The organism is Actinomyces sp. HMT 175 (assembly GCF_016694895.1).
In the GTDB taxonomy this organism is placed as follows: domain Bacteria; phylum Actinomycetota; class Actinomycetes; order Actinomycetales; family Actinomycetaceae; genus Actinomyces; species Actinomyces oris.
Map to the genome: position 1 here is coordinate 1,235,516 of NZ_CP068012.1, position 24,392 is coordinate 1,259,907.

A 24,392-nucleotide genomic window follows, 5' to 3' on the forward strand; every position below is an offset into this window, starting at 1 on the left:
GAGACCTCACGGAAGTAAAGGATGCAAGGCTCCGCATGGCTCAGCACCACCCGCCCCGCTCCCACGCCATCCACTCCAGGGTGCGCTCCTTCTCGCGCGCCGGCGGCAGGCTGCGTCCCGTCCAGGCCGAGGCCCTGGCCCAGCTCGGCCCCCGCTACGTGGTCGATGTGCCGCGGGCCGACGCCGTGCGTACCGTGTCCCCGAGCTTCCGCCTCGATCCGGAGAAGGTCTTCGGGCACATGGGGCAGGTGCGGCCGCTGATCGTCGAGGTCGGCTCGGGCAGCGGGGAGGCGCTCCTTGCCCATGCAGCCGCCCACCCGGGGGTGGACTACCTGGCGGTGGAGGTCTGGGAGACCGCCATCGCCCGCCTGGTGACCTCGATCCACCGTCAGGGCCTGCACAATGTGCGCGTCGTCCCCGCCGACGCCTCCCAGCTGCTGGCCACGGCCCTGCCGGTGTCCTGCGCCAGTGAGGTGTGGGTGTTCTTCCCCGACCCCTGGCGCAAGCCCCGCCACCGCAAACGCCGCCTGGTGACCACCGCCTTCGCCGACTCGGTGGCGCGGGTGCTGCGTCCCGGCGGGGTGTGGCGCCTGGCCACCGACTGGGCGGACTACGCCTGGCAGATGCGCGACGTCATCGAGGCCGTGGCGGCGCTGCCCGCCGGCTTGCGCCCGGACATCACCCTGCCCTACTTCCGGCACGACGACGCCGGCGCCCGCCCCGACCTGGGGGCCGAGACCGCCGAGGAGGACAGCCTGGGCAACGGCCTGGACCCGGGATCCCCGGCGGGCGTGCGCGGCGGGTGGTCACCCCGTTACGAGGGGCGGGTCATGACCCGCTTCGAGCAGAGGGGCCTGGACGCGGGACGCACGATCCGGGACCTGACCGCAGTGCGCACCGAGGTGGCCTGGATCCCCGAGCGGGGCGCCTCCATGCTGGATCACCTCGAGGCCGAGGGGCAGGCCTGGAACCACTTGGAGTCCCAGCCCTGGCGCCTGCGTGAGGGGCGCGGTGACGGCTTGCTGCACCCGGCGGACCGGTCGTGAGCGCAGCTGCCAGGCTGCCCCGCCGCGCCTGGCTCATGGTCATCGTCGCCGGCTTCCTCGGGTTCTGCGCGGTCCTGCGGGCACCGGTCGGCGTCATCCCGCCCCTGCTGACGCGCCTGGGGCAGGACCTGGGCATGGGGGAGGTGGCCCGCGGCGCACTGACCTCCGTGCCGATCCTGTGCTTCGGGCTGCTCACCCCGCTGGCCTCGACGGTGGTGCGCCGCGTCGGCATCAACACCGCGGGCCTGCTCACCCTGGGAATGGCTCTGGTCGGGGCACTGCTGCGCTCGGCCGGCACCACCTGGGCTGCCTTCGCCGGAACCGTCATCATCGGGGCGGGGCTGACGGTGGGCAACCTGGTGGCGCCCATGGTCATCGGCCGCGACTTCTGGCACCGCACCTCACTCATGACGGGCCTGTACTCCTCGACCTGCAATGTCATCGTCACCGCGGCCACCGCCCTGGCCGTGCCGCTGGCCCTCGTCATCGGCTGGCAGGGCTCGGCCGCCGCCTGGACAGCCATGCCGGTACTGCTGGCCGGTGCCATGTGGCTGTGGGTCTTCCCGCCCGGCAGCCAGGCGCCCCGGCAGAGCCTGCGGGAGCGGTCGGGCATGACCTCCTGGGTGACGGAGCGCTCCCTGGCCCGTCCGACGTCGTCGACCGGCGCCGCCGTCTGGAAACGCCCCCTGACCTGGGTGATGGCGGTGGCCTTCGCGGCCCAGACCTTTTCCTACTACGCGATCTCGGGGTGGCTGCCGACGGCCCTGGTCGACGAGCTTGCCATGAGCGAGTCCGGTGCGGGAGTGGCCGCCTCCGTGTTCTCCCTGCTGGGAATCGTGGGGCCTCTGCTGGTCCCGGTGATGTTCGAGGCGCTGGGGTGGCCGGCCAGCAGGGTCTTGGGCGTCATCTGCGCCTGCTGGCTGATGCTGCCGGTCTGCCTGACGGTGGCCCCCGGCTACTGGCTGGTTCCCTGCATGTTCTCGGGCATCGCGCATGGCGCCTTCTTCGCCGCCCTGTTCACCCTGGTCATCCGTCGCTCGGAGTCGGTCGATGAGAACCGCCGGACCACCGCGGTCATTCAGACGACCGGCTACTGCCTGGCCGCCGTCGGCCCGGTGGTCATGGGCTGGGTCCATGAGCACAGCGGCGGATGGGTGGCCCCTTTCGCCATGGTGGTGGGAGTGCTGGTGCTCATGACCGTGTGCGCCCAGATCGCGGCCCGCGCGGGCGACTCCGGCAGGCCTGAGCCGGCCATTCCCGCCGGCGTCCTGGAGGGCGACGACGAGCGGGCCGAGGCTCAAGGCGGTGCCGAGTGAGCCCGGCCCAGCCGGTGGGTGACCCCCTGCCGGGGATGGGGGAGTTGCCGGCGCAGGCGGCCGCCTCCGCACCGGACGGCAGTGAGCGCCCGTTCTCGGTGTACCTGCACGTGCCCTACTGTCGGGTGCGTTGCGGCTACTGCGACTTCAACACCTACACGAACCTGGCCATGGGGCAGGGCGCCTCGGCCGAGGACTTCGTGGGAACCCTCGCCGGCGAGCTGCGCGCCGCCCGCCGCGCCATGGACGAGGCGGGCCTGCCGGTGCGCGCTGCGCAGACCGTTTTCGTGGGCGGAGGAACCCCCACCATGTTGCCCGCCTCCGACCTGGTGAGCATGCTGGAGCTGGTGCGCGAGTGCTTCGGGCTCGCAGCAGACGCGGAGGTGACCACCGAGGCCAACCCGGACTCCGTGGACGAGGCCGGCCTGGCAGCCCTGGCCGAAGGCGGTTTCACCCGGGTCTCCTTCGGCATGCAGTCGGCGGTGCCCCACGTGCTGAAGGTTCTGGAGCGCACCCATGAGCCCGCCCGGGTGCCCCACGTGGTGGAGTGGGCGCGGCGAACCGGGCTGAGCACCTCCCTGGACCTCATCTACGGGGCGCCGGGGGAATCCCTGGAGGACTGGCAGCGCTCCCTGGACGCGGTGACCCGGATCGGCCCGGAACACGTGAGCGCTTACGCCCTGGTCATCGAGGAGGGCACTCGCATGTGGGGGCAGGTCCGCCGCGGGGAGCTGCCGATGCCCGAGGACGACGACGAGGCCATCAAGTACGAGATGGCTGATGCCGCCCTGGGACAGGCCGGCTACGAGTGGTACGAGATCTCCAACTGGGCGCGCCCCGGTGCCGAGTGCCGCCACAACCAGGCCTACTGGCTGGACTGGGACTGGTGGGGAGCCGGACCCGGAGCCCACTCCCACCTGGGGGACGTGCGCCTGTGGAACACCAAGCACCCGGTCGCCTGGGCCGGGCAGATCGCCACCGGTCACCTGCCCGTGGCCGGGCACGAGGTCATTGACGCCGACTCCCGGGAGCTGGAGCGGATCATGCTGGGCATCCGGCTGCGTGAGGGCCTCGAGCTGGCCGGTCTCGGGGGTCGGCCGGGCGGTCCGTCACTAAACCGGCCTGATGCTGCCGGAGCCACTCCTCCTCACCTGGTACCCGTCGTGGCCGGCCTCGTCGGCGATGGACTCCTCGACGCCGGAGCGGCCCTGAGGGGCCGGGCGGTCCTCACCCTGCGCGGCCGTCTCATGGCCGATACCGTCACCCGCGCCCTGACCCAGTGAGCCCGAAGCCGATCCGAACTTCTGGTAGGTTAGGATTTCGATCTGCAATCGAAGGAATTCTGACTGTGCTTTCCATCTGGCTCAAGCGCGTACTTGCGGCTCTCATTATTCTAGGGCCGATCGGAGCAGTTCTTAGTCGTTTTTCGCAGCTCGGTGGAAGCGGTAGGGGAGCCAGCAGATGCTGCAGTAAGTTGTGTCGCGTGGCGAGTCGAGGGCATCTCCTGGTCGCCACCACGGAGCTCATCTTCGAGCTCCACCCCAGTAGGAAGAAGGTCCTTGACGCGAGCAGGCAGGTGCGGGCCGCTCACGATCTACCCTTGCCGATGTCTTGATATTTTCAGTGTAGTGCCAGGGAGTTGTGGCAACCTGACGGGATGACTACTCCACAGTATCCAGGTTACCCAGACGACGGTTCCCAGGCTGGTGGTGTCCCTCAGGGAGCAGGTATCCCCGGCTATGGGCCGCAACCAGGCTACGATCCCCAGGCCGGGAGCGTTCCGGGCTACGGGGCACAGCCCGGCTACGGGGCCGGCCCCGACCCTCAACAGCAACCCGGCTATGGCCCTCAGCCCGGGGCGACGCAGGGATACGGTCCTCAACCCGCTGCCGGTCCGGACTACGCCTCCCAGCCGGGGGCCGTCCCGGGCTACGGTCCCCAGCCCGGTATGGGCGCCGGTGGAGGGATGCCTCCTTATCCTCCAGGTGCGATGGGAGGGGCGCCGCTGAGCGTCGGTGACGGCATGTCCTGGGCGTGGTCCAAGTTCAAGGAGAATGCGCTCATTCTCGTTGTGGGGATGGGCCTGTGGACTGTTCTTTCCAGCTTCACTGTAGAGGCCCACTACACTGTCAACGGAGAGGAGCATGGCTTCAGCCTGGGAGTTCCCTTCGGAACCTATATCGCCTTCGCTATTGGTCTCTTCGCTAGTATCGTGACCACTCACATGGCGATCAAGGTGGCCACCGGGCGGCCCTTGGCCTGGGGTGACCTGTTCACGTTCCCGAACTTCGGTGCGAGCCTTCTCGCGGCTTTTCTCACGTGGCTCGCCACGTCCGTGGGCGTCCTTCTGTGCGCTGTTCCGGGCATTATTGCGGCCTTCCTCTTCCACTACTCGGTGTACTTCACCGTGGACAAGGGGATGGACGGCATTGCAGGAATGAAGGCGTCCTGGGCCACCCTGTCCAGCCACGTCGGAGAGCTCTTCCCCTTCGCTCTGGCCGGCGTCGGCCTCTACATCCTCGGCGCGGTCACACTGATCGGCTGGCTGGTGACGGTCCCGCTGGTGATGCTCCTGTCCGCCTACTCCTACGTGCGCATCCAGGGCTACGACGTCGTCCGCTGAATCTCTTCAGGCCCCCTCCGCGCCCCGCTCGTCTCAACCGGCGGGGCGCGGACTCGTTGCGAGCCGGAGGGCGGACCCACTCGGATAGAGTGAGGCCGACGTCGCTCAATACCGTCGTCGTCGAGAACGATCCTGCCCCTCCCAAGGATTTCCGTGCCCCTGAGCCTCACCGCCCCTGACCCGCGTGGCGCGGACGAGCGCCCCGCCCTCATCCTGGCCAACCTCGGCACGCCGGCGGCCCCCACGGCCAGAGCCGTCCGGCCCTTCCTGCGGGAGTTCCTCTCTGACCGCCGGATCATTGAGATGCACCCCCTCCTGTGGCGGCCCGTCCTGGAAGGCATCATCCTGCGGGTGCGCCCTCGCGCATCGGCGGCGAAGTACGCCACCATCTGGCGCCCCGGGGAGGAGACCAGCCGCTCGGGCTCCCCGCTCATGCACTACAGCGAGCGCCAGGGCGAGCTGCTCCAGGACGAGCTCGGCGAATCGGTCCAGGTCCGTATCGCCATGCGCTACGGGCAGCCGGCCATGCGCCGCGTCATGGGTGAGCTCATGGAGGCCGGCTGCCGCAGGATCGCCCTCATCCCGCTCTACCCGCAGTACGCCGCCTCCTCGGCCGGCACCGTCGTCGATGAGGCCGCCCGCTTCATCCTGACCTCCCGCAACCAGCCCGAGCTGCGCACCATCCGCTCCTTCGAGACGGCGCCCGCCTACATCGAGGCCCTCGCCACCGCCCTGGAGCAGCACTGGCAGGTCCACGGCCGCCCCGACCCGGCCGCCGGCGAGCGCCTCCTGCTGTCCTTCCACTCCATCCCCCAGGCCATGCACGACGCCGGAGACCCTTACCGCTCCGAGTGCGAGCGCACCGCCCAGCTCCTCTCCCGGCGGCTCGACCTGCCCGAGGGCCTTGCCCAACTCACCTTCCAGTCCGTCTTCGGGCCCGCCGCCTGGATCGGGCCGGCCACCATTGACACGGTCGGCGAGCTCGGCCGCGCCGGCTGCCCCCGCCTCGACGTCATCTGCCCCGGCTTCGTCTCCGACTGCCTGGAGACTCTTGAGGAGATCAACCAGCTCAACCGCGAGACCTTCACCACTGCCGGGGGCGGCAGCTTCCACTACATCCCCTGGGGCAACGACTCCGACGGCGCCATCGCCACCCTGGCTCAGCAGGCCAGAAAGGTGCTGGCCGGCTGGATCTGAGCCCGGCGCGGCCCCGTGGCCGCAGCAGGCCGGAAGGTCGGTCTCAGCACGAGAGACCACAGGCCCTCACCGGGGAAACTGTTGTCCGGGACGGTATGGTGACGCGGACAGTCCCGATTCTGTGAGGAAGTCGCCGTGCATCTTGAGTGGTGGTCCGTCCTGCCCTTCGCGGGCATGCTCGCCTGCATCGCCGTCCTGCCGCTGATCCCGGCCACGGCCCACTGGTGGGAGAAGCACTCCAGCCAGCTGATCGTCGCCGTGGGCCTGGGGGTGCCGGTGGCCGCCTGGATGTGGGTCGCCCTGGGCTGGACGTCCGTCTTCGCCGCCGTGGTGGAGTACGTCCAGTTCATCTGCCTGCTGCTGGCCCTGTTCGTCGTCTCCGGAGGCATCTTCCTCAAGGGCGACATCCGGGCCACGCCCCGCAACAACACGATCTTCCTGGCCATCGGCGGAGTCATCGCCTCCTTCGTGGGCACCACCGGCGCCGCCATGCTCCTCATCCGGCCCCTGCTGGCCACCAACAAGGAGCGCCACTACCGGGTGCACACGGTGCTGTACACGATCTTCATCGTGGCCAACTGCGGCGGCCTCCTCACGCCCCTGGGCGACCCGCCCCTGTTCCTGGGCTTCCTGCGCGGGGTGCCCTTCACCTGGACCTTCAACCTCCTGCGCGAGTACCTCTTCGTCAACGTCATGCTGCTGGTGAGCTACTACGCCCTGGACTCCTACTACTACTCCCAGGAGCCCGCCAAGGCCGTGCACGACGACGACACCGAGATCGAGCCCCTGGGCCTCAAGGGCTCACTCAACTTCGTCTTCTTCGCCGTCATCATCGCCGCCGTCGCCTTCGCCCCCTCCGTCGACGCTCACGCCATCGAGGAGGGGCACGCCGCCCTGGGCGACTGGATCCCCGTGCGCGAGTTCATCATGCTCGCCTCCGCGGCCGGCTCCTACTTCCTGGGCAGCCGGGAGGTCCGTTTCAAGGACAACCAGTTCACCTGGGGCCCCATCGCCGAGGTCGCCATCCTGTTCATCGGCATCTTCCTCACCATGATCCCGGCCCTGCACTACCTCGACGAGGTCGCCGGCTCGCTGCCGCTCAACGAGGTCACCTTCTTCATCTTCACCGGCGGGCTCTCCTCCGTCCTGGACAACGCCCCCACCTACGCGACCTTCTTCGAGATGGCCGGCAAGGTCTCCCACCCCGGCGGCGCCGACGTTGCCGGGATTCCCGAGCTCTACCTCGTGTCCATCTCGCTGGGCGCCGTCCTGTGCGGAGCCATCACCTACATCGGCAACGGCCCGAACTTCATGGTCAAGTCCGTCGCAGAGTCCGACGGCGTCGAGATGCCCAGCTTCGGCGGCTACGTGGGGCGCTCCATGAAGCACCTGGTGCCGATCATCGCCGCCATGGTCCTGCTCTTCATCGCCCCGGGCCTCCTGTGGAAGGTCCTGGGCGGAGTGCTCACCGTGGGGCTGCTGGCGCTCGACGCCCGTCTGCTGTCCCAGTCCCGCCGCCTGGCCCTGGCCGACCAGGCCGAGGCCGCTGAGGGCTGAGCCGCCCTGCCCTCATGATCCGTTTCCGGCCTCAGCGCGTGCCCGGGGCGGTGACGAAGTCGATGAGCTCCTCCATGCGGCCCAGCAGGCTCGGCTCGAGGTCCTTGTAGGAGCGTACGGTCGCCAGGATGCGTTGCCAGCCCCGGGCGATATCGGCCTGGGTGGCGTGCGGCCAGCCCAGGGCCTCCAGGGTGCCGTGCTTGATGTCGGTGCCCCGCGGGATGTCCGGCCAGCGCTCCAGACCCACTCGGGCCGGCTTGACCGCCTGCCACACGTCCACATACGGGTGCCCCAGGACCAGCACGTTCTCCCCGCCGGGCATCTTGGCCACCCGCTGAGCGATCCGCGACTCCTTGGAGCCGGCCACCAGGTGGTCCACGAGGACACCGGCCCGCCGCTCGGGGGCCGGGCCGAACTCGGCCATGACCTCCTCAAGGTTGTCGACGCCATCGAGCATGAGGACGACGACGCCCTCGTGGCGCAGGTCGTCACCCCAGACCTTCTCCACCAGCTCGGCGTCGTGCTTGCCCTCCACCCAGATCCGCGAGGCGCGCGCCACCTTGGCCCGCTCGCCCTCGACCGCGTAGGAGCCCGAGGCCGTCAGCCGTCTGCCGGCGGCGCTCACCGCTCCGGTGGGCTTGCGCTTGCGCGCCACGGGCGGGTCCAGGATCACCGGGCGGCCCTCGATCCAGAAACCCGGCCCCAGGGCGAAGCCACGGCGCACACCGTGACGGTCCTCCAGGACCACGACGTGCTGACCGCCCGACTTCTCCACCGCCACCGCGGCGCCGACGAAGCCGGTCTGGCGGTCCTCAACCACCAGTCCCGGCGTCACCGGCACGTGCACCGACTCCGGGCGTATGGCGCCGGGCCCCGTGCGGTGCGGGTTGACCGACAGGACGTCCCCGCCGTAGCGGTCGCTCGACGAGGGCCTGCGGGCAGCGGACTTGCTCGCAGCCGCCCCACCGCGCGAGCGCGAAGCGGCCGGGGCGCCCTGTGCCTGCTGCCTCTGCTCGGCCTCGGCGCGAGCCCTCAGGGCGGCTCGGCGGGCGGCGGTCGATCCGGGAACGGGGGAGCGGTAAGGGGCGGGCGTGTTCACCCTCGGCACGGTAGGGGAAACTCACGGTCCGCCGGCGGTGGACCCGCCGGACCACAGCGTAGGATGGCACTCACGTGGGGTGAGTGCTAATCGCTGGCCGCATCCCACAGGTGTGCGGGCGGCCTGCCGCCTAACACCGGCACTGATCGCGTCTCGGCACTGATGAGGGAGGAGGACCCGTGGCCAACGACCGACGTCTCAAGGTCCTGTCCGCCATCGTCACCGACTACGTGCGCACGCGCGAGCCCGTGGGGTCCAAGGCCCTCGTGGAGCGCTACCGGCTGGGCGTGTCCCCGGCAACCATCCGCAACGACATGGCGGCCCTGGAGGACGAGGGCTACATCCACCAGCCGCACACCTCGGCCGGGCGCGTGCCCACCCAGAAGGGCTACCGGCTCTTCGTCGACGAGGTAGCCCGCATCAAGCCCCTCTCAGCGCCCGAGCGCGCCGCCATCACCGCGCTCCTGTCCGGAGCGGTCGACCTGGAACAGGTCGTGGCCCGCACCGTGCGGGCCCTGGCTCAGCTGACCGGCCAGCTCGCCGTCGTCGAGTACCCCAGCCTGCGGTACGCGGCCCTCCAGCACCTCGAGCTCGTGGCCCTGGGGCCCGAGCGCGTCCTGCTGGTCATCATCACCGACACGGGGCGCGTCGACCAGCGCACCGTGACCCTCAGGTCCCGGGGCTCCGTGAGCGCGCGCCATGACGGGGGCTTCGACATCGCCGACGTCGTCGACCCCCTCGTCCTGGAGCGCCTGCGCACCCGGCTCAACGGCGCCCTCGCGGGCCGCCGCGCCGCCGACGTCGCCCCGATCCTGGCGGCTTTGGCCGAGCAGGCGTCCGCCGACGAGCGCTTCCTGCTCGAGGCCGTCTCCGACGAGCTCATCGCCGCACTGCGCCCCGACGCGGAGGAGCGGCTCGTCGTCGCCGGGACCGCGAACCTGGCCCGCGCCACCCCCGACTTCTCCTCCCTGGGGCCCCTCCTGGACGCCGTCGAGGAGCAGGTGGTGCTGCTGCGCCTGTTCACCGCCGACAACGGCGCCCCGGCCGGCGAGAACCGGATGCGCGTGAGCATCGGATCGGAGAACAACGACGACGCCCTGGCCGAGGCCTCCGTCGTCACCACCACCTACGGGCCGGGAACCGGTGAGGCCGTCGCCCACCTCGGGGTCATCGGCCCCACCCGCATGGACTACCCGGCCACCATGACCGCTGTCCGGGCCGTGGCCCGCTACCTGTCCCGGTTCCTGTCCCCACCGGAGACGTGAGAACCGGCCTGCCCGACCCGCCCCAAGCGGCCCGGCCGGGCACGCCCCCAAACCACCACCGCAGAAGTCGTAGCCGTAAAGGAAGAACGCAGTGAGCAACTACTACGAGGTCCTCGGCGTCAGCCGCGACGCCAGCCCCGAGGAGATCAAGAAGGCCTACCGCAAGAAGGCCCGCCAGCTGCACCCCGACGTCGCCGGCCCCGGCCACGAGGACGAGTTCAAGGAGGTCTCCTCCGCCTACGAGGTCCTCTCCGACCCCGACAAGCGCCAAATGTACGACCTGGGCGGGGAGGACGCCGTGCGAGGCGGCGGTGGATTCGGCGGAGGGTTCGCCGGAGCCGACTTCGGCGACCTGGGCGGCATCTTCCAGTCCTTCTTCGGCGGGGGAGCGGCCAGCCGCGGACCGGCCTCCCGGGCCCGCCGCGGCCAGGACGCCCTCGTGGCCGTGGACGTGGAGCTCTCCGACGTCGCCTTCGGAGCGACCCGGTCGGTCCCCATCGACACCTACGTCACCTGCACCGCCTGCGACGGCTCCTGCTGCGCACCGGGCACCGAGCCGGTCACCTGCTCCCAGTGCAACGGGGTCGGCAACGTCCAGCGCATGACCCGCACCCTGCTGGGACAGGTGATGACCTCCTCGCCCTGCCCGGGCTGCCAGGGCTACGGCACCGTCATCGTCACTCCCTGCAAGGACTGCTCCGGCGAGGGCCGCACCCGGGTGCGCCAGGACCTGGAGGTCTCCATCCCCGCCGGGGTGTCCACCGGGACCCGCATCCGCATGTCCGGGCGCGGCGAGGCCGGCCCGGCCGGCGGCCCCAACGGCGACCTCTACCTGGAGATCCACGAGAAGCCGCACGAGTTCCTCGAGCGCGACGGCGACGACCTCTACACCGAGCTGCGCGTGCCCATGACCGCGGCCGCACTGGGCGCCGTCTTCCCGCTGCAGACCCTCGACGGCGAGCAGAACGTCACCGTCAAGGCCGGCAGCCAGCCCGGCGACGAGGTCGTCCTCGACGGCCTGGGCGTGGGGCGCCTGCGCCGCAAGGGCCGCGGAGACCTGCACGTGTCCATCATCGTGGAGACCCCCACGCGCCTGGACGACCGTCAGCGCGAGCTGCTGGCCGAGCTGGCCCGCCTGCGCGGGGAGGACGACGTCGAACCCGTGCGCGACTCCAGCGTCATGGGCAAGCTCAAGGAGCGCTTCTCCGGGCGCTGAGCGCCACCGGGGCTGGGCTAGCGGTCGGGGCTCGCCGTTCAGCTGCTGGCCGGCGGCTGGTCGGTCTGAGACTGGTCGGCCTCAGGTGACTCGGGCCAGTAGTGGGAGTCGGGGGTGGCCCGGGCCCCGAAGATCGCCTGACCCACTCGCACGCAGGTGGAGCCTCCCTCGATGGCGGCCTCGAAGTCCCCGCTCATCCCCATCGACAGCAGTCCGTCACCGACGGTGCCCGCCTCGAGGGCGGCGTCGCGCAGCCGGCGCATGATGCTGAAGCACTCGCGCACGCGCGCAGCGTCGTCGGTGTTGGCGGCCAGGGTCATGAGCCCGCGCACCCGCAGCGAGGAGTAGGCCGGTAGCGCTGTGAGGAAGTCTGCGACGTCGTCGGGCTCCAGACCGAACTTGCTGGGCTCGCCCGAGGAGTTGACCTGCACGTAGACGTCCAGGCCCCGCCCGGCCGCCTGGAGGCGCCGGTCGAGGGCCTCGGCCAGCCGCAGGGAGTCCAGGGCCTGGAACTCGTCGGCGAAGGCGGCCACGTTCTTGGCCTTATTGGTCTGCAGGTGACCGATGACTGACCAGGAGATGCCCAGGTCCGCCAGGTTCTCACTCTTGCGCTGGGCCTCCTGCACCTTGTTCTCACCCATCTGGGTGATGCCCGCGGCGAAGGCGGTGCGCAGGCGCTCCTCGGGGACGGTCTTGGACACCGGCAGCAGACGGATCTCGGCGGCGTCGCGGCCGGCGCGCTTCGCGGCGGCGTCAATCCGGGCGCGGATGGCGGCCAGGTTGCGGCGGAAGTCCTCCACCGTGACGGCGGCGGTGTAGGTGGGGGATGGGGACGACTGAGGGGTATGGGCGGCTGAAGGCTCGGTCATGGTCACTGACGCTAGCACCGCCGGCGGACACCGGTTGGATGTGGCCCGTAGGCTGGAGCCGTGACCGCACCCGTCTTCCTCTTCACGCCCGAGACCATCGAGCCCGCCGACGCCGTCGCTTCGGCCACGTTCGGCACTGTCCTCATGCTCACCGGACCTGAGGCCCGCCATGCCGTGACCGTTAAGCGCCTGCGTGCCCAGGAGCGGGTGGACCTGGTTGACGGCGCGGGCCTGCGCCTGGTGTGCGAGGTGACCGGGGCCGGCGTCGGCGGAGCGAAGGACCGTCTGGCCGTGCGGGTCCTGGAGCGTGTTGAGGAGCCCGAGCCCTCGCTGCAGTTGGCCCTCGTCCAGGCCCTGGCCAAGGGCGGGCGCGACGAGCAGGCCGTGGAGACCGCCACCGAGGTCGGGGTGGGGCTGGTGCTGCCCTGGCAGTCCGAGCGCTGCGTGTCCGTGTGGCAGGGGGCCAAGCAGGCCAAGGGACGCCAGCGCTGGCAGGCCACCGCCCTCCAGGCCGCCAAGCAGGCCCGGCGGGCCCGCGTCCCCGAGGTCGAAGAGATGCGGGACACCCGCAGGCTGGTCGACTGGGTGGCGCAGACGGTTCGCGGCGGGGGAGTGGTGCTGGTCCTGCACGAGGAGGCCAGCACCCCGATCAGCACCGCCATGGAGTCGGTGCGCCTGCCTGCGCCCGGAGAGGAGCCGCTGGCGCTGGCCGTCGTCGTGGGGCCCGAGGGCGGCATCAGCCCCGAGGAGACGGCGGCCCTGGAGGTGGCCGGAGCAACGACGGTGCGGCTGGGCCCCCACGTCATGCGCACCGCCTCAGCCGGCCCCGTCGCCCTGGCCGTCCTCGCCCACGCCAGCGGCCTGTGGGAGTGAGACGCGCGAGTGCGTTGCTCGAGTCCTGACTAAGGAATGGAGTGAGGCGCCTTCACATGAGTATGACTGTCATACATACTATGAGTATGACTGGCATGACGACGATCAAGGTGGAGCGCAGCACGAGGGACGGCTTGCGGGCCCTGGCGTCAGAGCGCGGGGTGACCATGGATGCTGCGCTCAAGGAGCTGCTGGAGGAGGCGGCACGTGAGCGGCGCTTCGCCGAGGTGCGGCGTGCAATGGAGGTGCATCCGCCGGACGAGACCTATCTCAAGGAGCTCCGTGAGTGGGAGTCGGAAGCATGGAGCTAGCAGTCCCGGTTGAGCCGGGCGAGGTGTGGTGGGCACTTCCCGATCCTGCTGTCGGGCGAGAGCAGTCCGGGCGTCGTCCGGTTCTCATTGTGTCCAATGAACGATTCCATCGAACGGTGACGACGCTTGTCGTCGTGGTTCCTGTGACAACGAAGGATCGGGGCTGGCCGAATCACGTGGAGCTCAATGCGGGAGCAGGGATGGAGCAGCGGTCGTTTGCCATGACCGAACAGGTGCGCACGATCTCACGTCAGCGTCTCGCCAAAAAGATCGGAGTCGTGGAGGGATCTGTCCTTCGGGACGTGCGCGAATGGCTGCTCGACTGCATCAGATAGCACGCGCTGAGAGGTCGCAGAAACAATGATGCTGGCGGCACCTGCCTGCGTGCGGAGGGTCGCGCGGCGGTTGGGAGCCGTAGCGCGGCTGCTTCCCAACGGGGCGGCTTGCGGGCATGCTCTGACTATGAGCGAGACGAGTGAGCGATGAGTCCGCGGGGGCGGCGGCCGGCGGGCAGTCCGGACACGCGCGAGGCCATCCTGGCGGCGGCCCGCACCGCCTTCGCCCGCGACGGCTACCAGACCTCCCTGCGCGGCATCGCGCGCGACGCCGGCGTCGACCCGGCCCTGGTCCACCACTACTTCCCGGACCGAGCCACGCTCTTCGCGAAGGCCGTCATCGAGTCGACCGCCGGGGTCGACGCCAACCTCATGCACCGAGCGGCCTCCATCACCGAGCTCGAGCCCGAGCAGCTGGGGGAGGGGATCGTGCGCGCCGTCGTTAGCCTGTGGGACGACGCGGGCGCGGACCGCTTCACGGCGGTCATCCATGCCGCGCTTGGCCAGGGCAGTGACGTCGAGCCCTTCCGCGACTTCATCGCCACTGGGATTCTCTCGCCGATCGTCACCCACTTCTGTCCCGACCGCCCCGAGCTGCGCGCCCAGCTCATTGCCAGCCAGATCATCGGACTCGGCCTGGCCCGCTGGGTCGCCCGCATGGACCACATCGCCGGCCTCGACGTCGAGGCAGTCGCCGCGCTCGTCGGCCCCACTATCCAGCGCTACGCCTTCGACGACCTGCCCGGCCTCGTCGATCCCGTCTGAGCTCATCCGAATCCATCTCTGGACAGAGGCTCGCCGTCGACCTATATTCATCACATGATGAAAAGCGATGGAGGAGACGCGCCCCGGGAGTCGGGGGCCAGCAACCAATCGCCCGACTCCAGTCGAGACATCACGGCCACCGCCTCGGAGCAGCCGGCCGTCACCGCGACGGACCTGTGCGTGACCCGCGGGCGCAAGGAGATCCTCCACGGCCTGGACCTGAACCTGGAGCCCGGCACCATCACCGGTCTGCTCGGCCCCTCGGGCTGCGGCAAGACCACCCTCATGCGCACCGTTGTCGGCGTCCAGCGTTACCGCGGACGGCTTGAGGTTCTTGGGCACGTCCCCGGCGCCGCCGCCGTGCGCGGTCGGGTCGGCTATGTCACCCAGGACCAGGCCGTCTACAGAGATCTGACCGCCCGCCAGAACCTGCGCTACTTCGCCTCCCTGGCCGGAAGCCGGGCCCGCGACCTGGATGAGGTCCTCGACGTCGTCGGACTGGCCGCCCTAGCCGACCGGCCCGTGTCCACCTACTCCGGCGGCGAGGCCGGGCGCGTGAGCCTGGCCTGCGCGCTCGTGGCCGACCCCGACCTGCTCGTCATGGATGAGCCGACCGTCGGTCTGGACCCGGTCACCCGCGAGGAGCTGTGGAGCACCTTCCGCGCCCTGGCCGAGCGCGGTGCCACCCTCCTAGTCTCCAGTCACGTCATGGACGAGGCCTTCCGCTGCGACCAGGTCCTCCTCATGCGCAGCGGCCGCATCCTGGCCACCACCACGGCCACGGACCTCCTGGCCAGCACCGGGGCGGATACGGTCGACGCCGCCTTCCTAGCCGTCATCGCCGACTCTGAGAGCCGGCCTGAGCAGAAAGGAGGGCAGCGCTGATGCACCTGCGCACCTACCTGGCCACCACCCGCCGCATCCTCACCCAGCTGCGCGCCGACCGGCGCACGGTCGGTCTCATCGCGATCGTGCCCGCGGCGCTGCTGACCCTGCTGTACTTCGTCTACCGCGACTATCCCGGCGCGGACCTGATCTTCAACCACATCGCCGTCTCCATGATGGCGATCCTGCCGACCACGGTCATGTTCCTGGTCACCAGCGTCGCCATGCTGCGCGAACGCGTGAGCGGCACCCTGGAGCGGCTGTGGACCACCCCGATCCACCGAGCCGACCTCCTGTTCGGCTACGCCACCGCCTTCGCACTGACTGCCGTCATCCAGTCCCTCATCCTGTGCGCCGTGGCCGCCTGGGGCCTGGACGTGGACATTTCCGCCTCCTGGGGCTGGGTGGTGCTCACTGCGCTGATCGACGCCTTCGTTGGGGTGTCTCTGGGACTGCTGGTCTCGGCCTTTGCGCGCACGGAGTTCCAGGCCGTCCAGTTCATGCCGGTGGTCATCGCGCCCCAGCTGTTCCTGTGCGGGCTCCTGGTGAGCCGCGACCAGCTGCCGCGCGCCCTGGAGGTGGTCGGTGACGCCCTGCCCATGAGCTGGGCGGTCGACGCCGTCACTGAGCTCACCACATCCAGTGAGCCTTCCGACGATTTCTTCCGATACCTGACCTACCTGATCTGCTTCGGCCTGGTGGTCCTGGGGGTGGCGGCCTCCACCGTGCCGCGCAAGACCCGCTGAACCGGGAGGAGCCAGTAACGGCGGGCGTGAGGGCGAGGACCTTCGTGCCCGCCGCGCGGTAGTGTAGGTGGGGTTAGGGTTGCCTTATGTGGATCGTCTTCGCCTGCGGCTCAGCACTTTTCGCCGGCATCACCGCCGTCCTGGCCAAGGAGGGGATCCGCACCACGGACTCGACCGTGGCGACGGCGCTGCGCACTATCGTGGTGCTGGCGGGCGCCTGGGGCATGGTGCTCATCGTCGGTTCACAGACCGAACTGGCTCACCTCGATGCCCGCAGCACCGGCCTGCTGGTGCTCTCTGGGTTGGCGACCGGGGCCTCCTGGCTGTGCTACTTCAAGGCGCTCCAGCTCGGCAGCGTCAACAAGGTCGTGCCGATCGACAAGCTGAGCACAGTGCTGACGGTGCTGCTGGCCCTCATGTTCCTGGGGGAGAGGGTGAGCCTCATCGGGGCGCTTGGAGTGGCTCTGATCGCTGTCGGGACGTTGTTGATGCTCGACGCCGATGACCTGCGCGGCCTGCCGCGGGCCGTGCGCGACGGCGGGGGCTGGCTGCTCTATGCACTCGGATCAGCTTTCTTCGCCGCACTCACCGCGATCCTCGGTAAGGCCGGAATCACTGGGGTGGAGTCCAACCTCGGTACCGCGATCCGCACCGGGGTGGTGCTGGTGATGGCCTGGGCGATGGTTGCCGTCACCGGCAAGCTCCGGGAGGTCCGCACTGTGCCGAAAGGTGAGCTCGGCTTCGTCCTGGCCTCCGGGGCAGCCACCTGTGCCTCCTGGCTCTGCTACTACCGGGCACTTCAGGACGGCCCGGCTAGCGTGGTGGTTCCCATCGACAAGCTGAGCGTCCTGGTAACCGTCCTCTTCTCCGCCCTCGTCCTGCGGGAGGCCGTCAGCAGGCGGTACCTTGTCGGGCTAGTGCTGCTGGTCAGTGGAACTCTTGCGATGGCGCTCTGAGCGTTGCTCACCAGAAAGCATGGTGTCGGTCGCATTTGAACTGCTCAACAGGACGTTCGTACTTGGTGCCTCCACTTGGTGTCTTAGTGCTTCATCTTGGCGCCCTGACTTAGTGACTTAGTGCTTCGACTCGGCGTCCTATTGCCTCGCTTGGCGCCTTGACAAGCTGACTTAGTGACTCGACTTGGTGACTTAGTAAACCAACTTAGTGATGTGAGCGTTGACTTAGTGAGTTGATGTAGTCAGCGATCTAGACGACCCCATGTCTGGGCGAGGGATCATTCTTCTCCCACAGGCAATTTTGTCTGCCGGTGTGTATGGAGTCGGTGGTCCCGACGACCCCATCCAGGATTGGGGGTTTAAGCAAGTTTCCCACGGCTGGGATTTCGTTGGGTTTGCCTGCCGCGGTTGAGGCAGGACCGTTCCGGTGACCTGGTCTGGGGCGACAGCAGGTGAGGTGGCGGTTCCTGGTCGGTACGGGCTGCGCGCATGGTCTTGCCAAGCACGGCGATCACTCTGCGATCTTCGATGGTACCCGTGCTTGTATGGAATCATGAGGCCAGGCAGGCTTGACATCTGCGCGTTTTGGGCTCTGGAAAACATGTCGGATGGCGAACCTCGACGGAGGGACCTGCCTCAGCGGCAGGCCCAGGGCTTCCGTCTCGGCGCCGGTCAGATAGGTGCCGTGCTCCCACATCGCCGTCAGCCTGCAGCATCCGGCCAGCACCTCTGTCACCGCTAAAGAGAGCACCCATAGGTAGGTTATTGCGCACACCCCGCCGGTCTTGGGGTGGTCACGTTCCTGAGACCTGGGACAAGGGGCTGGTGCGACAGGACGGTCGTGGTGGAAGATGATATCAGCACGGGCTCCCAGGACGAAGGGCTGACTAGACACCGCTCATCGTCCCCGCTGGGCACGCACCCCCGTCCTAGCGACAATAACTTCCCGTCCCCGCCAAAGCGGCTCAGTATCCTCACCCATCGACTTTACCGATCCCTGGAACAACCACATTCTTATATGTCCAGTCCAGCGATGGCGTACTCGGCTGAATAGATTCTAGTGTGGCCGAACCGATGCCAGCGCTCAAGCTGTGTGCAGTTCACGATTAGTTGGACTGGCCCCTTATGCTGGGGACACTCTAAATTTTCAATGTGGGGTCGACTTGCAGCGTATAGGTGCCAAAACTCTCGTAGTGTGACGGCCTGCCGGACGACGCAGACTTCGGTGAGTTACTCCTGGTTAGGCTATGACACAGGTAGGTCAACACAGGCGCATGTCCGGGAATGCGATCAGTCCCTGGATGCGGAACGCAAGTAGATCGGGCGATGTGGTGCGAATGGCGTTGTATTGGTTTCAGAACTATTTACAATAGGTGACTGTGTAGTCACAATTTATAGTGGAGGCAATTTGCGGCTGAGCTGGCTCGGGTTCCAGCAATCTCTCAAGATTTAGCCGCACGCATGTCGGACGACAGGGAGTTGCTAATAGGTTGCCCTAAACTGCTCTTATAGAGATGCATGTTATGTAAAATTGCAGACATTTATGAGGTCTTGCCTTTCTGCTTGGAGCCTCTCGTATGTTTGCTTCGCGAACTTATTACTTGGATAGAAAATGCCGTCCCAGTTTCCTCGCTCACATAATATTGATAATGTTGATAACATGAAAGACGATGAGAAAATGAATATTGCTGTGATAGCGGCTACCGCTTTAAGTGGGGCAGAAGTATACTCGAGTAGGCCACTCCATGCTGCTCTAACTATAAGTATCTCCACGATAAACAGTGAGATGACACTCACAGCAATTAGGGTATTTCGCTCACAAGGCTGTAATAAAAATTCTTTGTAAGTCATTCTGGTTAACCCGAGAGCAATAAGAAGTGGGAGAGATATGAATATACTTGGGACTGAAGTGGCCGAAATGCCGCTCACTATCGATCTGTAGGGGTAGTTCTCTTTATAAATTAGATGTGCAGTGAAAATCGTGGCTCCGATAAGAGTTGCACAAACTACGCTGCTTGCCATCCAGAACGGAATCGAACTGGAGTTTGATCTGCGGAGAATGCGTGCCATAAAACGAAACGGCTTATCCTCCGGGAATGCGTCACGAGGGTGTCTATGGCGTGACCCTAATCCAGTTGAGGTGCTTCTCGCGTCAAGAAATTTACTTTCTAACTTGCTTATGTAGTTGTCGATAATTTCAATTCTTTTCATCACATTTCGTTTTACTAAACGCTGGACTAGAAACACCAGCATTAATGGAGATGTAATTGCTATCAGATTGAATCCCAATCCGATAATTAATGGAATCCAATTTATTTCTTGGGCTTTGAAGATCAGCATGAATATGGAGAATATGATAATGCAGTTGAGTAGTTGAAGTGCAGCAAAAATGATTGATGGCAGAGGCTTCGAGAGTAATTTTGTTAGCAGTTCTGCGATGTAGTTTGAGTTGTTTATCGTAATTCCTGCAACGGCGAGAATTGATCCAATCAGCGCCGCGTATTGCGATGAATAGTCTAAGTAATCGTGGATCTGCCAACATTTGTCGGCGTTTTTGTTTGGCCAAACTGTTGCAAATAATGTCGGTCTCGTGACGGCTATGGCAACGGAGAGTGAAATTAGGCCAATGACGAAATAGGTGAAAAAGTGGCTATATATAAATGTAATAGTTCTTACTTTGGTGTCGTCAAGTTTATCGTTAGTACTGTCGGGAGGGGTTGGTTTAATTTCGGCTTGCCTGTCTTCTGGTGTTTCATGCGTTCGGGGTGTCATCTATATCCGCAGTTGGTTGAGTCGTTGCTGTGTTAGCGCAGGATAATATGGGTTCTTGGTTCAGGGGTATGCAAGTGTTGTCCGTCTAGTGTGTGTTCAGGGGGGTGTTGAATTTAGAGTGCGTCGAGTGGAGATAGTGTGTGGCGAGTTGCCGCTTCCTTGTCATCTTCTATCTAGTACGATGACTTCTCGATGATTGATGCTGCTTCCGACGACGATCCCGCTCCGGTTCAGGGGGGAAGCCTTCCGCTGGCTTTTGGGGCGTTAGACGTCTCCCTCCAGCCTACCTCCACCACCCCTGACACCGTGGTGGTCCGCACCCTCACCCTGCCCGAGGACGTCGCCCCGGTGACCCTCCTGGGCGCCCGGGACGAGGTCCTGCGCGCCATTGAGAAGGGCTTCACCGACGTCGACATCCACGTGCGCGGCACCGCCGTCACCGTCTCCGGCCCCGCCTCCCGCGTCGACACCGTCGTCGTCCTGCTCTCCGAGCTCATCGACGTCGCCCGCACCGGCACGCCCCTGACCGCGGACGCCGTCGAGCGCGCCGTCGGCCTGCTGGAGACCTCCACCCGCCCCACCGAGGTCCTCACCGACGACATCCTCACCTCCCACGGCCGCACCATCCGCCCCAAGTCCCTCGGCCAGAAGGCCTACACCGACGCCATCGAGGAATCCACCATCACCTTCGGCATCGGCCCCGCCGGCACCGGCAAGACCTACCTGGCCATGGCCAAGGCCGTCGACGCCCTGGCCCGCAAGCGCGTCTCGCGCATCATCCTCACCCGCCCCGCCGTCGAGGCCGGCGAGAACCTCGGCTTCCTGCCCGGCAGCCTCACCGACAAGATCGACCCCTACCTGCGGCCCCTCTACGACGCCCTCCACGACATGCTCGAGCCCGAGGCCCTGCCCCGCCTCATGGCCGCCGGCACCATCGAGGTCGCGCCCCTGGCCTACATGCGCGGACGCACCCTCAACGACGCCTTCGTCATCCTCGACGAGGCCCAGAACACCAGCCCCGAGCAGATGAAGATGTTCCTCACCCGCCTCGGCTTCGGCTCACGCATGGTCGTCACCGGAGACATCTCCCAGGTCGACCTGCCCGGCGGACGCGAGTCCGGCCTCATCGTCGTGCGCAAGATCCTCGCCGGCGTCGAGGGCATCAGCTTCTGTGAGCTCGGATCGGCCGACGTCGTGCGCCACCGCCTCGTGGGCCGCATCATCGAGGCCTACGCCCGCCACGACGCCGAGGTCGCCGCCCAGGACGCCGCCGCCCGACCCGCCGGACCGCCTGGCCGCAGCGGCCGCAACAGCCAGTACCGTCGGGGGAGCAGCAACCGCCCAGCCCGGCCCCACTCGGAGAGGAACCCGCATGACCACTGAGGTCATCAACGAGACCACCACCGTCATCGACGCCGCCGAGTTCGCGGCCCTCGCCGACCACGTCCTGACCGCCATGCACGTCAGCCCCGCCGCCGAGCTCAACATCATGTTCATCGACCCCGAGCCCATGGAAGAGCTCCACGTGCGCTGGCTCGACCTGCCTGGCCCCACCGACGTCATGAGCTTCCCCATGGACGAGCTGCGACCCGGCTCAGCCGACTCACCCACCCCTGCCGGCACCCTGGGCGACATCGTCCTGTGCCCGCAGGTCGCCGCCAAGCAGGCCCTTGCCGCCGGCCACTCGGCGGTCGAGGAGATGCTCCTGCTCACCGTCCACGGCATCCTCCACCTCCTGGGCTACGACCACGCCGAGCCCGAGGAGAAGAAGGAGATGTTCGACCTCCAGCGCCGCCTCCTGCTGACCTTCCTGGCCGAGCGCGGCAAGTGAGCCCCACGTGACCGGCATCCCCACCGCCGCGCTCATCGCCTGCGCGGTGATCGTCCTGGCCCTGGGTGCCCTCCTGTCAGCCGGCGAGTCCGCCCTGCTGCGCTTCACCCGGGCCGCCGCCGACGACCTCATCGAGGAGGGCCGCCGCGGAGCCGCCCGGGTCCGCCGCCTGGCCGAGCACCGCACCCGGGTCCTGGGCGCCCTCAGCGTCGCCCGCGTCGCCGTCGACATGCTCGCCGCCGTCCTCATCACCCTGGCCGCCTCCGGACTCGTGCGCGCCTGGTGGCAGGTCCTGGCCCTGGCTCTGCTGGCCAACATCATCCTGCTGGGCGTCGTCGTCGGCTTCTCCCCACGCACCTACGGCCGGCGCAACCCCGCCGCCACCCTGCTCGCCCTGGGCGGCCTGCTCACCTGGGTCGATGTCCTGGCCGCCCCCCAGCGCCGCCTCGTCTCCCGCACCCGCCGCCCCGAGTCCGCCCCCACCGACGCTGAGACCCGCGAGGCCGTCAACGAGGACCTGCGCGAGATGATCGACGAGATCGGTGAGACCGACACCATCGAGGACGAGGACCGCGAGATGATGCGCTCGGTCGTCGAGCTCGGCCAGACCCTCGTGCGCGAGGTCATGGTCCCACGCACCGACATGGTCACCATCGACGCCCACAAGCCCGCCTCCGCCGCCATGCGCCTGTTCATCCGCTCCGGCTACTCGCGCGTCCCCGTCATCGGGGAGGACGCCGACGACGTGCGCGGCATCCTCTACCTCAAGGACGTCCTGCGACGTCTGGCCGCCCACCCCGAGCACGAAGCCCTCGCCGTGGCCGGATTCGCCCGGGACGCCGAGTACGTCCCCGAGATGAAGCCCGCCGACGACCTCCTGCGCGAGATGCAGACCGGCCGCTTCCACATGGCCCTGGCCGTCGACGAGTACGGCGGCACCGCCGGCCTGGTCACCATGGAGGACCTCCTGGAGGAGGTCGTCGGCGAGCTCACCGACGAGCACGACCCCGAGCTGCCCGAGGTCGTCGAAGTCGCACCCGGCACCTACCGCGTCCCCGCCCGACTCGCCCTGGACGAGCTCGGTGAGCTCTTCGACCTCGAGATCGACGACGACGACGTCGACACCGTCGGCGGCCTGCTCACCAAGGCCATCGGCCGCGTCCCCCTGCCCGGCGCCGCCGGAGACACCCAGGGCGTCCACCTCCAGGCCGAGGAGGCCACCGGCCGCCGCCGCCAGGTCTCCACTATTCTCGCCTCGCGCACCCCCGCCCCCGAAGAGGACACCGATGACTGACACCGCCGACCAGACCGCCCCCGCAGCCCGCGACGACCAGCCCCAGGCCCCCGGGGAGACTCCCGAGGAGCTGCTGGCCGAGCCCCTCGAGATGCCCGCACCCGGCCCCGCCCCGGCCGGCTTCCGCTTCCCCACCGACACCGAGCTCATGGACGGCCCCAACCCGCTCACCGACCCCGACGACGAGGAAGACGGCGAGGACGAGCCCGGCGACGACTCCGACGGCGAGGACGGCGACTCCGACGGCTCCGGCGCCATCCGGCTGGACGCGGACGGCTTCCCGATCCTGGACGAGGACGACGACGCGGACGAGAGCGCCGATATCACGGATTCGGCCCGCGTCGAGATCGTCGTCCCCGACTTCCCCGAGGACTTCCGCGCCGGCTTCGCCTGCATCGTGGGCCGTCCCAACGCCGGCAAGTCCACCCTCACCAACGCCATGGTCGGCGCCAAGATCGCCATCACCTCCGGGCGCCCCCAGACCACCCGCCACAACGTGCGCGGCGTCATCCACAAGGAGAACGCGCAGATCGTCCTGGTCGACACCCCCGGCCTCCACCGCCCCCGCACCCTGCTGGGCAAGCGCCTCAACGACCTGGTGCGCGAGACCCTCGCCGACGTCGACGTCGTCGTCTTCTGCATCCCCGCCAACGAGAAGATCGGCCCCGGCGACCGCTTCATCACCCGTGACCTCGCCGAGCTGCGCACCCCCGTGGTCGCTGTCGTCACCAAGGCCGACACCGTCACCCGAGAGGCCCTGGCCGCCCAGCTCCTGGCCGTCAGCGAGCTGGGGGAGTGGGCCGACATCGTCCCGGTCTCAGCCCAGCGCAACGAGCAGATCGACGTCCTGGAAGAGGTTCTGCTCAAGTACATGCCCCTGTCCCCGCCGCTGTACCCCACCGGTGAGATCACCGACGAGCCCCAGCAGGTCATGATCGCCGAGCTCGTGCGCGAGGCCGCCCTGGAGGGCGTGCGTGACGAGCTGCCCCACTCCCTGGCCGTCGTCGTCGACGAGATCGCCGACCCCGATGACGAGCGCGAGGTCGGCCGCATCAAGGGCGCCGGAGGCCGCCTCCAGGTGCGCGTGAGCCTCGTCGTCGAGCGCGACTCCCAAAAGGCCATCATCATCGGCAAGGGCGGACGGCGCCTCAAGGAGGTGGGCGTCACCGCCCGCAAGGGCATCGAGAAGCTGCTGGGACGCAAGGTCTACCTCGACCTGCACGTGCGCACCGCCAAGGACTGGCAGTCCGACCCCAAAGCCCTGGCCCGCCTCGGCTTCTGATCCGCTCAACACTGCCAGCGCAGCGGTGCGGACGGCATCTAGGACCAAGGGAACTTGCGACACGTGGCGACTTGGTGTCTGAATCGGTCGCGCACAAGGGGTGCCGTAGCGCACACTTGGAGGGTCCGACGTCATATCGACCTGGAGGCCACAC

The 24,392-nt window shown here is 67.7% G+C and carries 22 protein-coding genes; 19 read left to right on the forward strand and 3 right to left on the reverse strand.

Translation table 11 applies throughout. The annotated features are described in order from the left end of the window. Positions 1 to 35: 35 nt before the first annotated feature. The 6 genes from trmB (at position 36) to JJJ14_RS05340 (ending at position 7,739) form a co-directional block, all read left to right on the forward strand. Positions 36 to 1,046, forward strand: coding sequence for a tRNA (guanosine(46)-N7)-methyltransferase TrmB (gene trmB, locus JJJ14_RS05315; RefSeq protein ID WP_201444879.1), 1,011 nt, complete (start codon positions 36 to 38; stop codon positions 1,044 to 1,046). After that, entirely contained in the window at positions 1,043 to 2,362 is a 1,320-nt protein-coding gene (locus tag JJJ14_RS05320; RefSeq protein ID WP_201444880.1) for an MFS transporter, read from the forward strand. The genes trmB and JJJ14_RS05320 overlap by 4 nt, the downstream gene beginning before the upstream one ends. Positions 2,363 to 2,397: 35 nt before the next feature. Next, positions 2,398 to 3,645, forward strand: coding sequence for a radical SAM family heme chaperone HemW (hemW, locus tag JJJ14_RS05325; protein ID WP_236592940.1), 1,248 nt, complete (start codon positions 2,398 to 2,400; stop codon positions 3,643 to 3,645). A gap of 707 nt (positions 3,646 to 4,352) precedes the next feature. Then, entirely contained in the window at positions 4,353 to 4,985 is a 633-nt protein-coding gene (locus tag JJJ14_RS05330) for a hypothetical protein (RefSeq protein WP_201444882.1), read from the forward strand. A 153-nt stretch (positions 4,986 to 5,138) separates the two neighbouring features. After that, entirely contained in the window at positions 5,139 to 6,182 is a 1,044-nt protein-coding gene (hemH, locus tag JJJ14_RS05335; protein ID WP_201444883.1) for a ferrochelatase, read from the forward strand. A 135-nt stretch (positions 6,183 to 6,317) separates the two neighbouring features. Next, a complete protein-coding gene (locus tag JJJ14_RS05340; protein ID WP_201444884.1) occupies positions 6,318 to 7,739 on the forward strand; it encodes a sodium:proton antiporter in 1,422 nt (473 codons plus the stop codon). Positions 7,740 to 7,770: 31 nt separating this feature from the next. Here JJJ14_RS05340 and JJJ14_RS05345 read toward each other — a convergent pair whose 3' ends face one another. Further along, a complete protein-coding gene (locus JJJ14_RS05345) occupies positions 7,771 to 8,847 on the reverse strand; it encodes a DUF3097 domain-containing protein (RefSeq protein ID WP_201444885.1) in 1,077 nt (358 codons plus the stop codon). A gap of 170 nt (positions 8,848 to 9,017) precedes the next feature. Here JJJ14_RS05345 and hrcA point away from each other — a divergent pair, with 170 nt between their 5' ends. Beyond that, positions 9,018 to 10,103: a heat-inducible transcriptional repressor HrcA gene (gene hrcA, locus JJJ14_RS05350; RefSeq protein ID WP_201444886.1), complete on the forward strand. Its 1,086-nt coding sequence runs from the start codon at positions 9,018 to 9,020 to the stop codon at positions 10,101 to 10,103. 91 nt (positions 10,104 to 10,194) lie between these two features. Continuing rightward, a complete protein-coding gene (gene dnaJ, locus JJJ14_RS05355) occupies positions 10,195 to 11,319 on the forward strand; it encodes a molecular chaperone DnaJ (protein ID WP_201444887.1) in 1,125 nt (374 codons plus the stop codon). A 38-nt stretch (positions 11,320 to 11,357) separates the two neighbouring features. Here the strand turns inward: dnaJ and JJJ14_RS05360 are convergent, their stop codons facing one another. Beyond that, positions 11,358 to 12,188, reverse strand: a complete 831-nt coding sequence (locus JJJ14_RS05360) for a YggS family pyridoxal phosphate-dependent enzyme (protein WP_201444888.1) — start codon at positions 12,186 to 12,188, stop codon at positions 11,358 to 11,360. Positions 12,189 to 12,248: 60 nt separating this feature from the next. Between JJJ14_RS05360 and JJJ14_RS05365 the strand changes: the two genes are divergently transcribed. From JJJ14_RS05365 to JJJ14_RS05395, 7 genes are all read left to right on the forward strand, one after another. Beyond that, positions 12,249 to 13,061 (forward strand): 16S rRNA (uracil(1498)-N(3))-methyltransferase, encoded by an 813-nt coding sequence (locus tag JJJ14_RS05365; protein WP_201444889.1) that lies wholly within the window; start codon positions 12,249 to 12,251, stop codon positions 13,059 to 13,061. An 86-nt stretch (positions 13,062 to 13,147) separates the two neighbouring features. Continuing rightward, complete coding sequence (locus JJJ14_RS05370; protein WP_236592917.1) at positions 13,148 to 13,372, forward strand: hypothetical protein; 225 nt, start codon at positions 13,148 to 13,150, stop codon at positions 13,370 to 13,372. Further along, a complete protein-coding gene (locus JJJ14_RS05375) occupies positions 13,363 to 13,707 on the forward strand; it encodes a type II toxin-antitoxin system PemK/MazF family toxin (protein ID WP_236592918.1) in 345 nt (114 codons plus the stop codon). The genes JJJ14_RS05370 and JJJ14_RS05375 overlap by 10 nt, the downstream gene beginning before the upstream one ends. Positions 13,708 to 13,854: 147 nt before the next feature. Further along, positions 13,855 to 14,472, forward strand: coding sequence for a TetR/AcrR family transcriptional regulator (locus JJJ14_RS05380; protein WP_201444892.1), 618 nt, complete (start codon positions 13,855 to 13,857; stop codon positions 14,470 to 14,472). A gap of 54 nt (positions 14,473 to 14,526) precedes the next feature. Next, positions 14,527 to 15,357 carry an ABC transporter ATP-binding protein gene (locus JJJ14_RS05385; protein WP_201444893.1) on the forward strand — a complete coding sequence of 277 codons (831 nt, stop codon included), beginning with the start codon at positions 14,527 to 14,529 and terminating at the stop codon, positions 15,355 to 15,357. After that, on the forward strand, positions 15,357 to 16,103 hold the full coding sequence (locus JJJ14_RS05390) for an ABC transporter permease (RefSeq protein WP_201444894.1): 747 nt from the start codon (positions 15,357 to 15,359) through the stop codon (positions 16,101 to 16,103). The genes JJJ14_RS05385 and JJJ14_RS05390 overlap by 1 nt, the downstream gene beginning before the upstream one ends. Positions 16,104 to 16,189: 86 nt before the next feature. Next, complete coding sequence (locus JJJ14_RS05395; RefSeq protein WP_201444895.1) at positions 16,190 to 17,059, forward strand: EamA family transporter; 870 nt, start codon at positions 16,190 to 16,192, stop codon at positions 17,057 to 17,059. 1,521 nt (positions 17,060 to 18,580) lie between these two features. On the opposite strand, the gene JJJ14_RS05400 is transcribed toward JJJ14_RS05395, so the two are convergent. After that, positions 18,581 to 19,831 (reverse strand): hypothetical protein, encoded by a 1,251-nt coding sequence (locus JJJ14_RS05400; protein ID WP_201444896.1) that lies wholly within the window; start codon positions 19,829 to 19,831, stop codon positions 18,581 to 18,583. Positions 19,832 to 20,023: 192 nt separating this feature from the next. Here JJJ14_RS05400 and JJJ14_RS05405 point away from each other — a divergent pair, with 192 nt between their 5' ends. Genes JJJ14_RS05405 through era form a run of 4 tightly spaced genes read left to right on the forward strand, consistent with a single transcriptional unit; the run spans position 20,024 to position 24,238 of the window. After that, positions 20,024 to 21,214 carry a PhoH family protein gene (locus JJJ14_RS05405; RefSeq protein ID WP_236592919.1) on the forward strand — a complete coding sequence of 397 codons (1,191 nt, stop codon included), beginning with the start codon at positions 20,024 to 20,026 and terminating at the stop codon, positions 21,212 to 21,214. Further along, positions 21,204 to 21,662 (forward strand): rRNA maturation RNase YbeY, encoded by a 459-nt coding sequence (gene ybeY / locus JJJ14_RS05410; protein WP_004565094.1) that lies wholly within the window; start codon positions 21,204 to 21,206, stop codon positions 21,660 to 21,662. Before JJJ14_RS05405 ends, ybeY begins: the two co-directional genes overlap by 11 nt. 7 nt (positions 21,663 to 21,669) lie before the next feature. Then, complete coding sequence (locus JJJ14_RS05415) at positions 21,670 to 22,956, forward strand: hemolysin family protein (RefSeq protein ID WP_075253436.1); 1,287 nt, start codon at positions 21,670 to 21,672, stop codon at positions 22,954 to 22,956. Beyond that, positions 22,949 to 24,238, forward strand: a complete 1,290-nt coding sequence (gene era / locus JJJ14_RS05420) for a GTPase Era (RefSeq protein ID WP_201444897.1) — start codon at positions 22,949 to 22,951, stop codon at positions 24,236 to 24,238. The genes JJJ14_RS05415 and era overlap by 8 nt, the downstream gene beginning before the upstream one ends. Positions 24,239 to 24,392 lie beyond the last annotated feature (154 nt).

Coding starts and splice junctions, on each gene's coding strand:
- JJJ14_RS05385 (WP_201444893.1), top strand. CDS start 14,527: ATGATGAAAAGCGATGGAGGAGACGCGCCCCGGGAGTCGGGGGCCAGC.
- JJJ14_RS05330 (WP_201444882.1), top strand. CDS start 4,353: ATGGGAGGGGCGCCGCTGAGCGTCGGTGACGGCATGTCCTGGGCGTGG.
- JJJ14_RS05390 (WP_201444894.1), top strand. CDS start 15,357: ATGCACCTGCGCACCTACCTGGCCACCACCCGCCGCATCCTCACCCAG.
- trmB (WP_201444879.1), top strand. CDS start 36: ATGGCTCAGCACCACCCGCCCCGCTCCCACGCCATCCACTCCAGGGTG.
- JJJ14_RS05400 (WP_201444896.1), bottom strand. CDS start 19,831: ATGACACCCCGAACGCATGAAACACCAGAAGACAGGCAAGCCGAAATT.
- JJJ14_RS05370 (WP_236592917.1), top strand. CDS start 13,148: ATGACTGGCATGACGACGATCAAGGTGGAGCGCAGCACGAGGGACGGC.
- JJJ14_RS05360 (WP_201444888.1), bottom strand. CDS start 12,188: ATGACCGAGCCTTCAGCCGCCCATACCCCTCAGTCGTCCCCATCCCCC.
- hemW (WP_236592940.1), top strand. CDS start 2,398: ATGGGGGAGTTGCCGGCGCAGGCGGCCGCCTCCGCACCGGACGGCAGT.
- JJJ14_RS05405 (WP_236592919.1), top strand. CDS start 20,024: ATGATTGATGCTGCTTCCGACGACGATCCCGCTCCGGTTCAGGGGGGA.
- JJJ14_RS05395 (WP_201444895.1), top strand. CDS start 16,190: ATGTGGATCGTCTTCGCCTGCGGCTCAGCACTTTTCGCCGGCATCACC.
- ybeY (WP_004565094.1), top strand. CDS start 21,204: ATGACCACTGAGGTCATCAACGAGACCACCACCGTCATCGACGCCGCC.
- era (WP_201444897.1), top strand. CDS start 22,949: ATGACTGACACCGCCGACCAGACCGCCCCCGCAGCCCGCGACGACCAG.
- JJJ14_RS05380 (WP_201444892.1), top strand. CDS start 13,855: ATGAGTCCGCGGGGGCGGCGGCCGGCGGGCAGTCCGGACACGCGCGAG.
- JJJ14_RS05375 (WP_236592918.1), top strand. CDS start 13,363: ATGGAGCTAGCAGTCCCGGTTGAGCCGGGCGAGGTGTGGTGGGCACTT.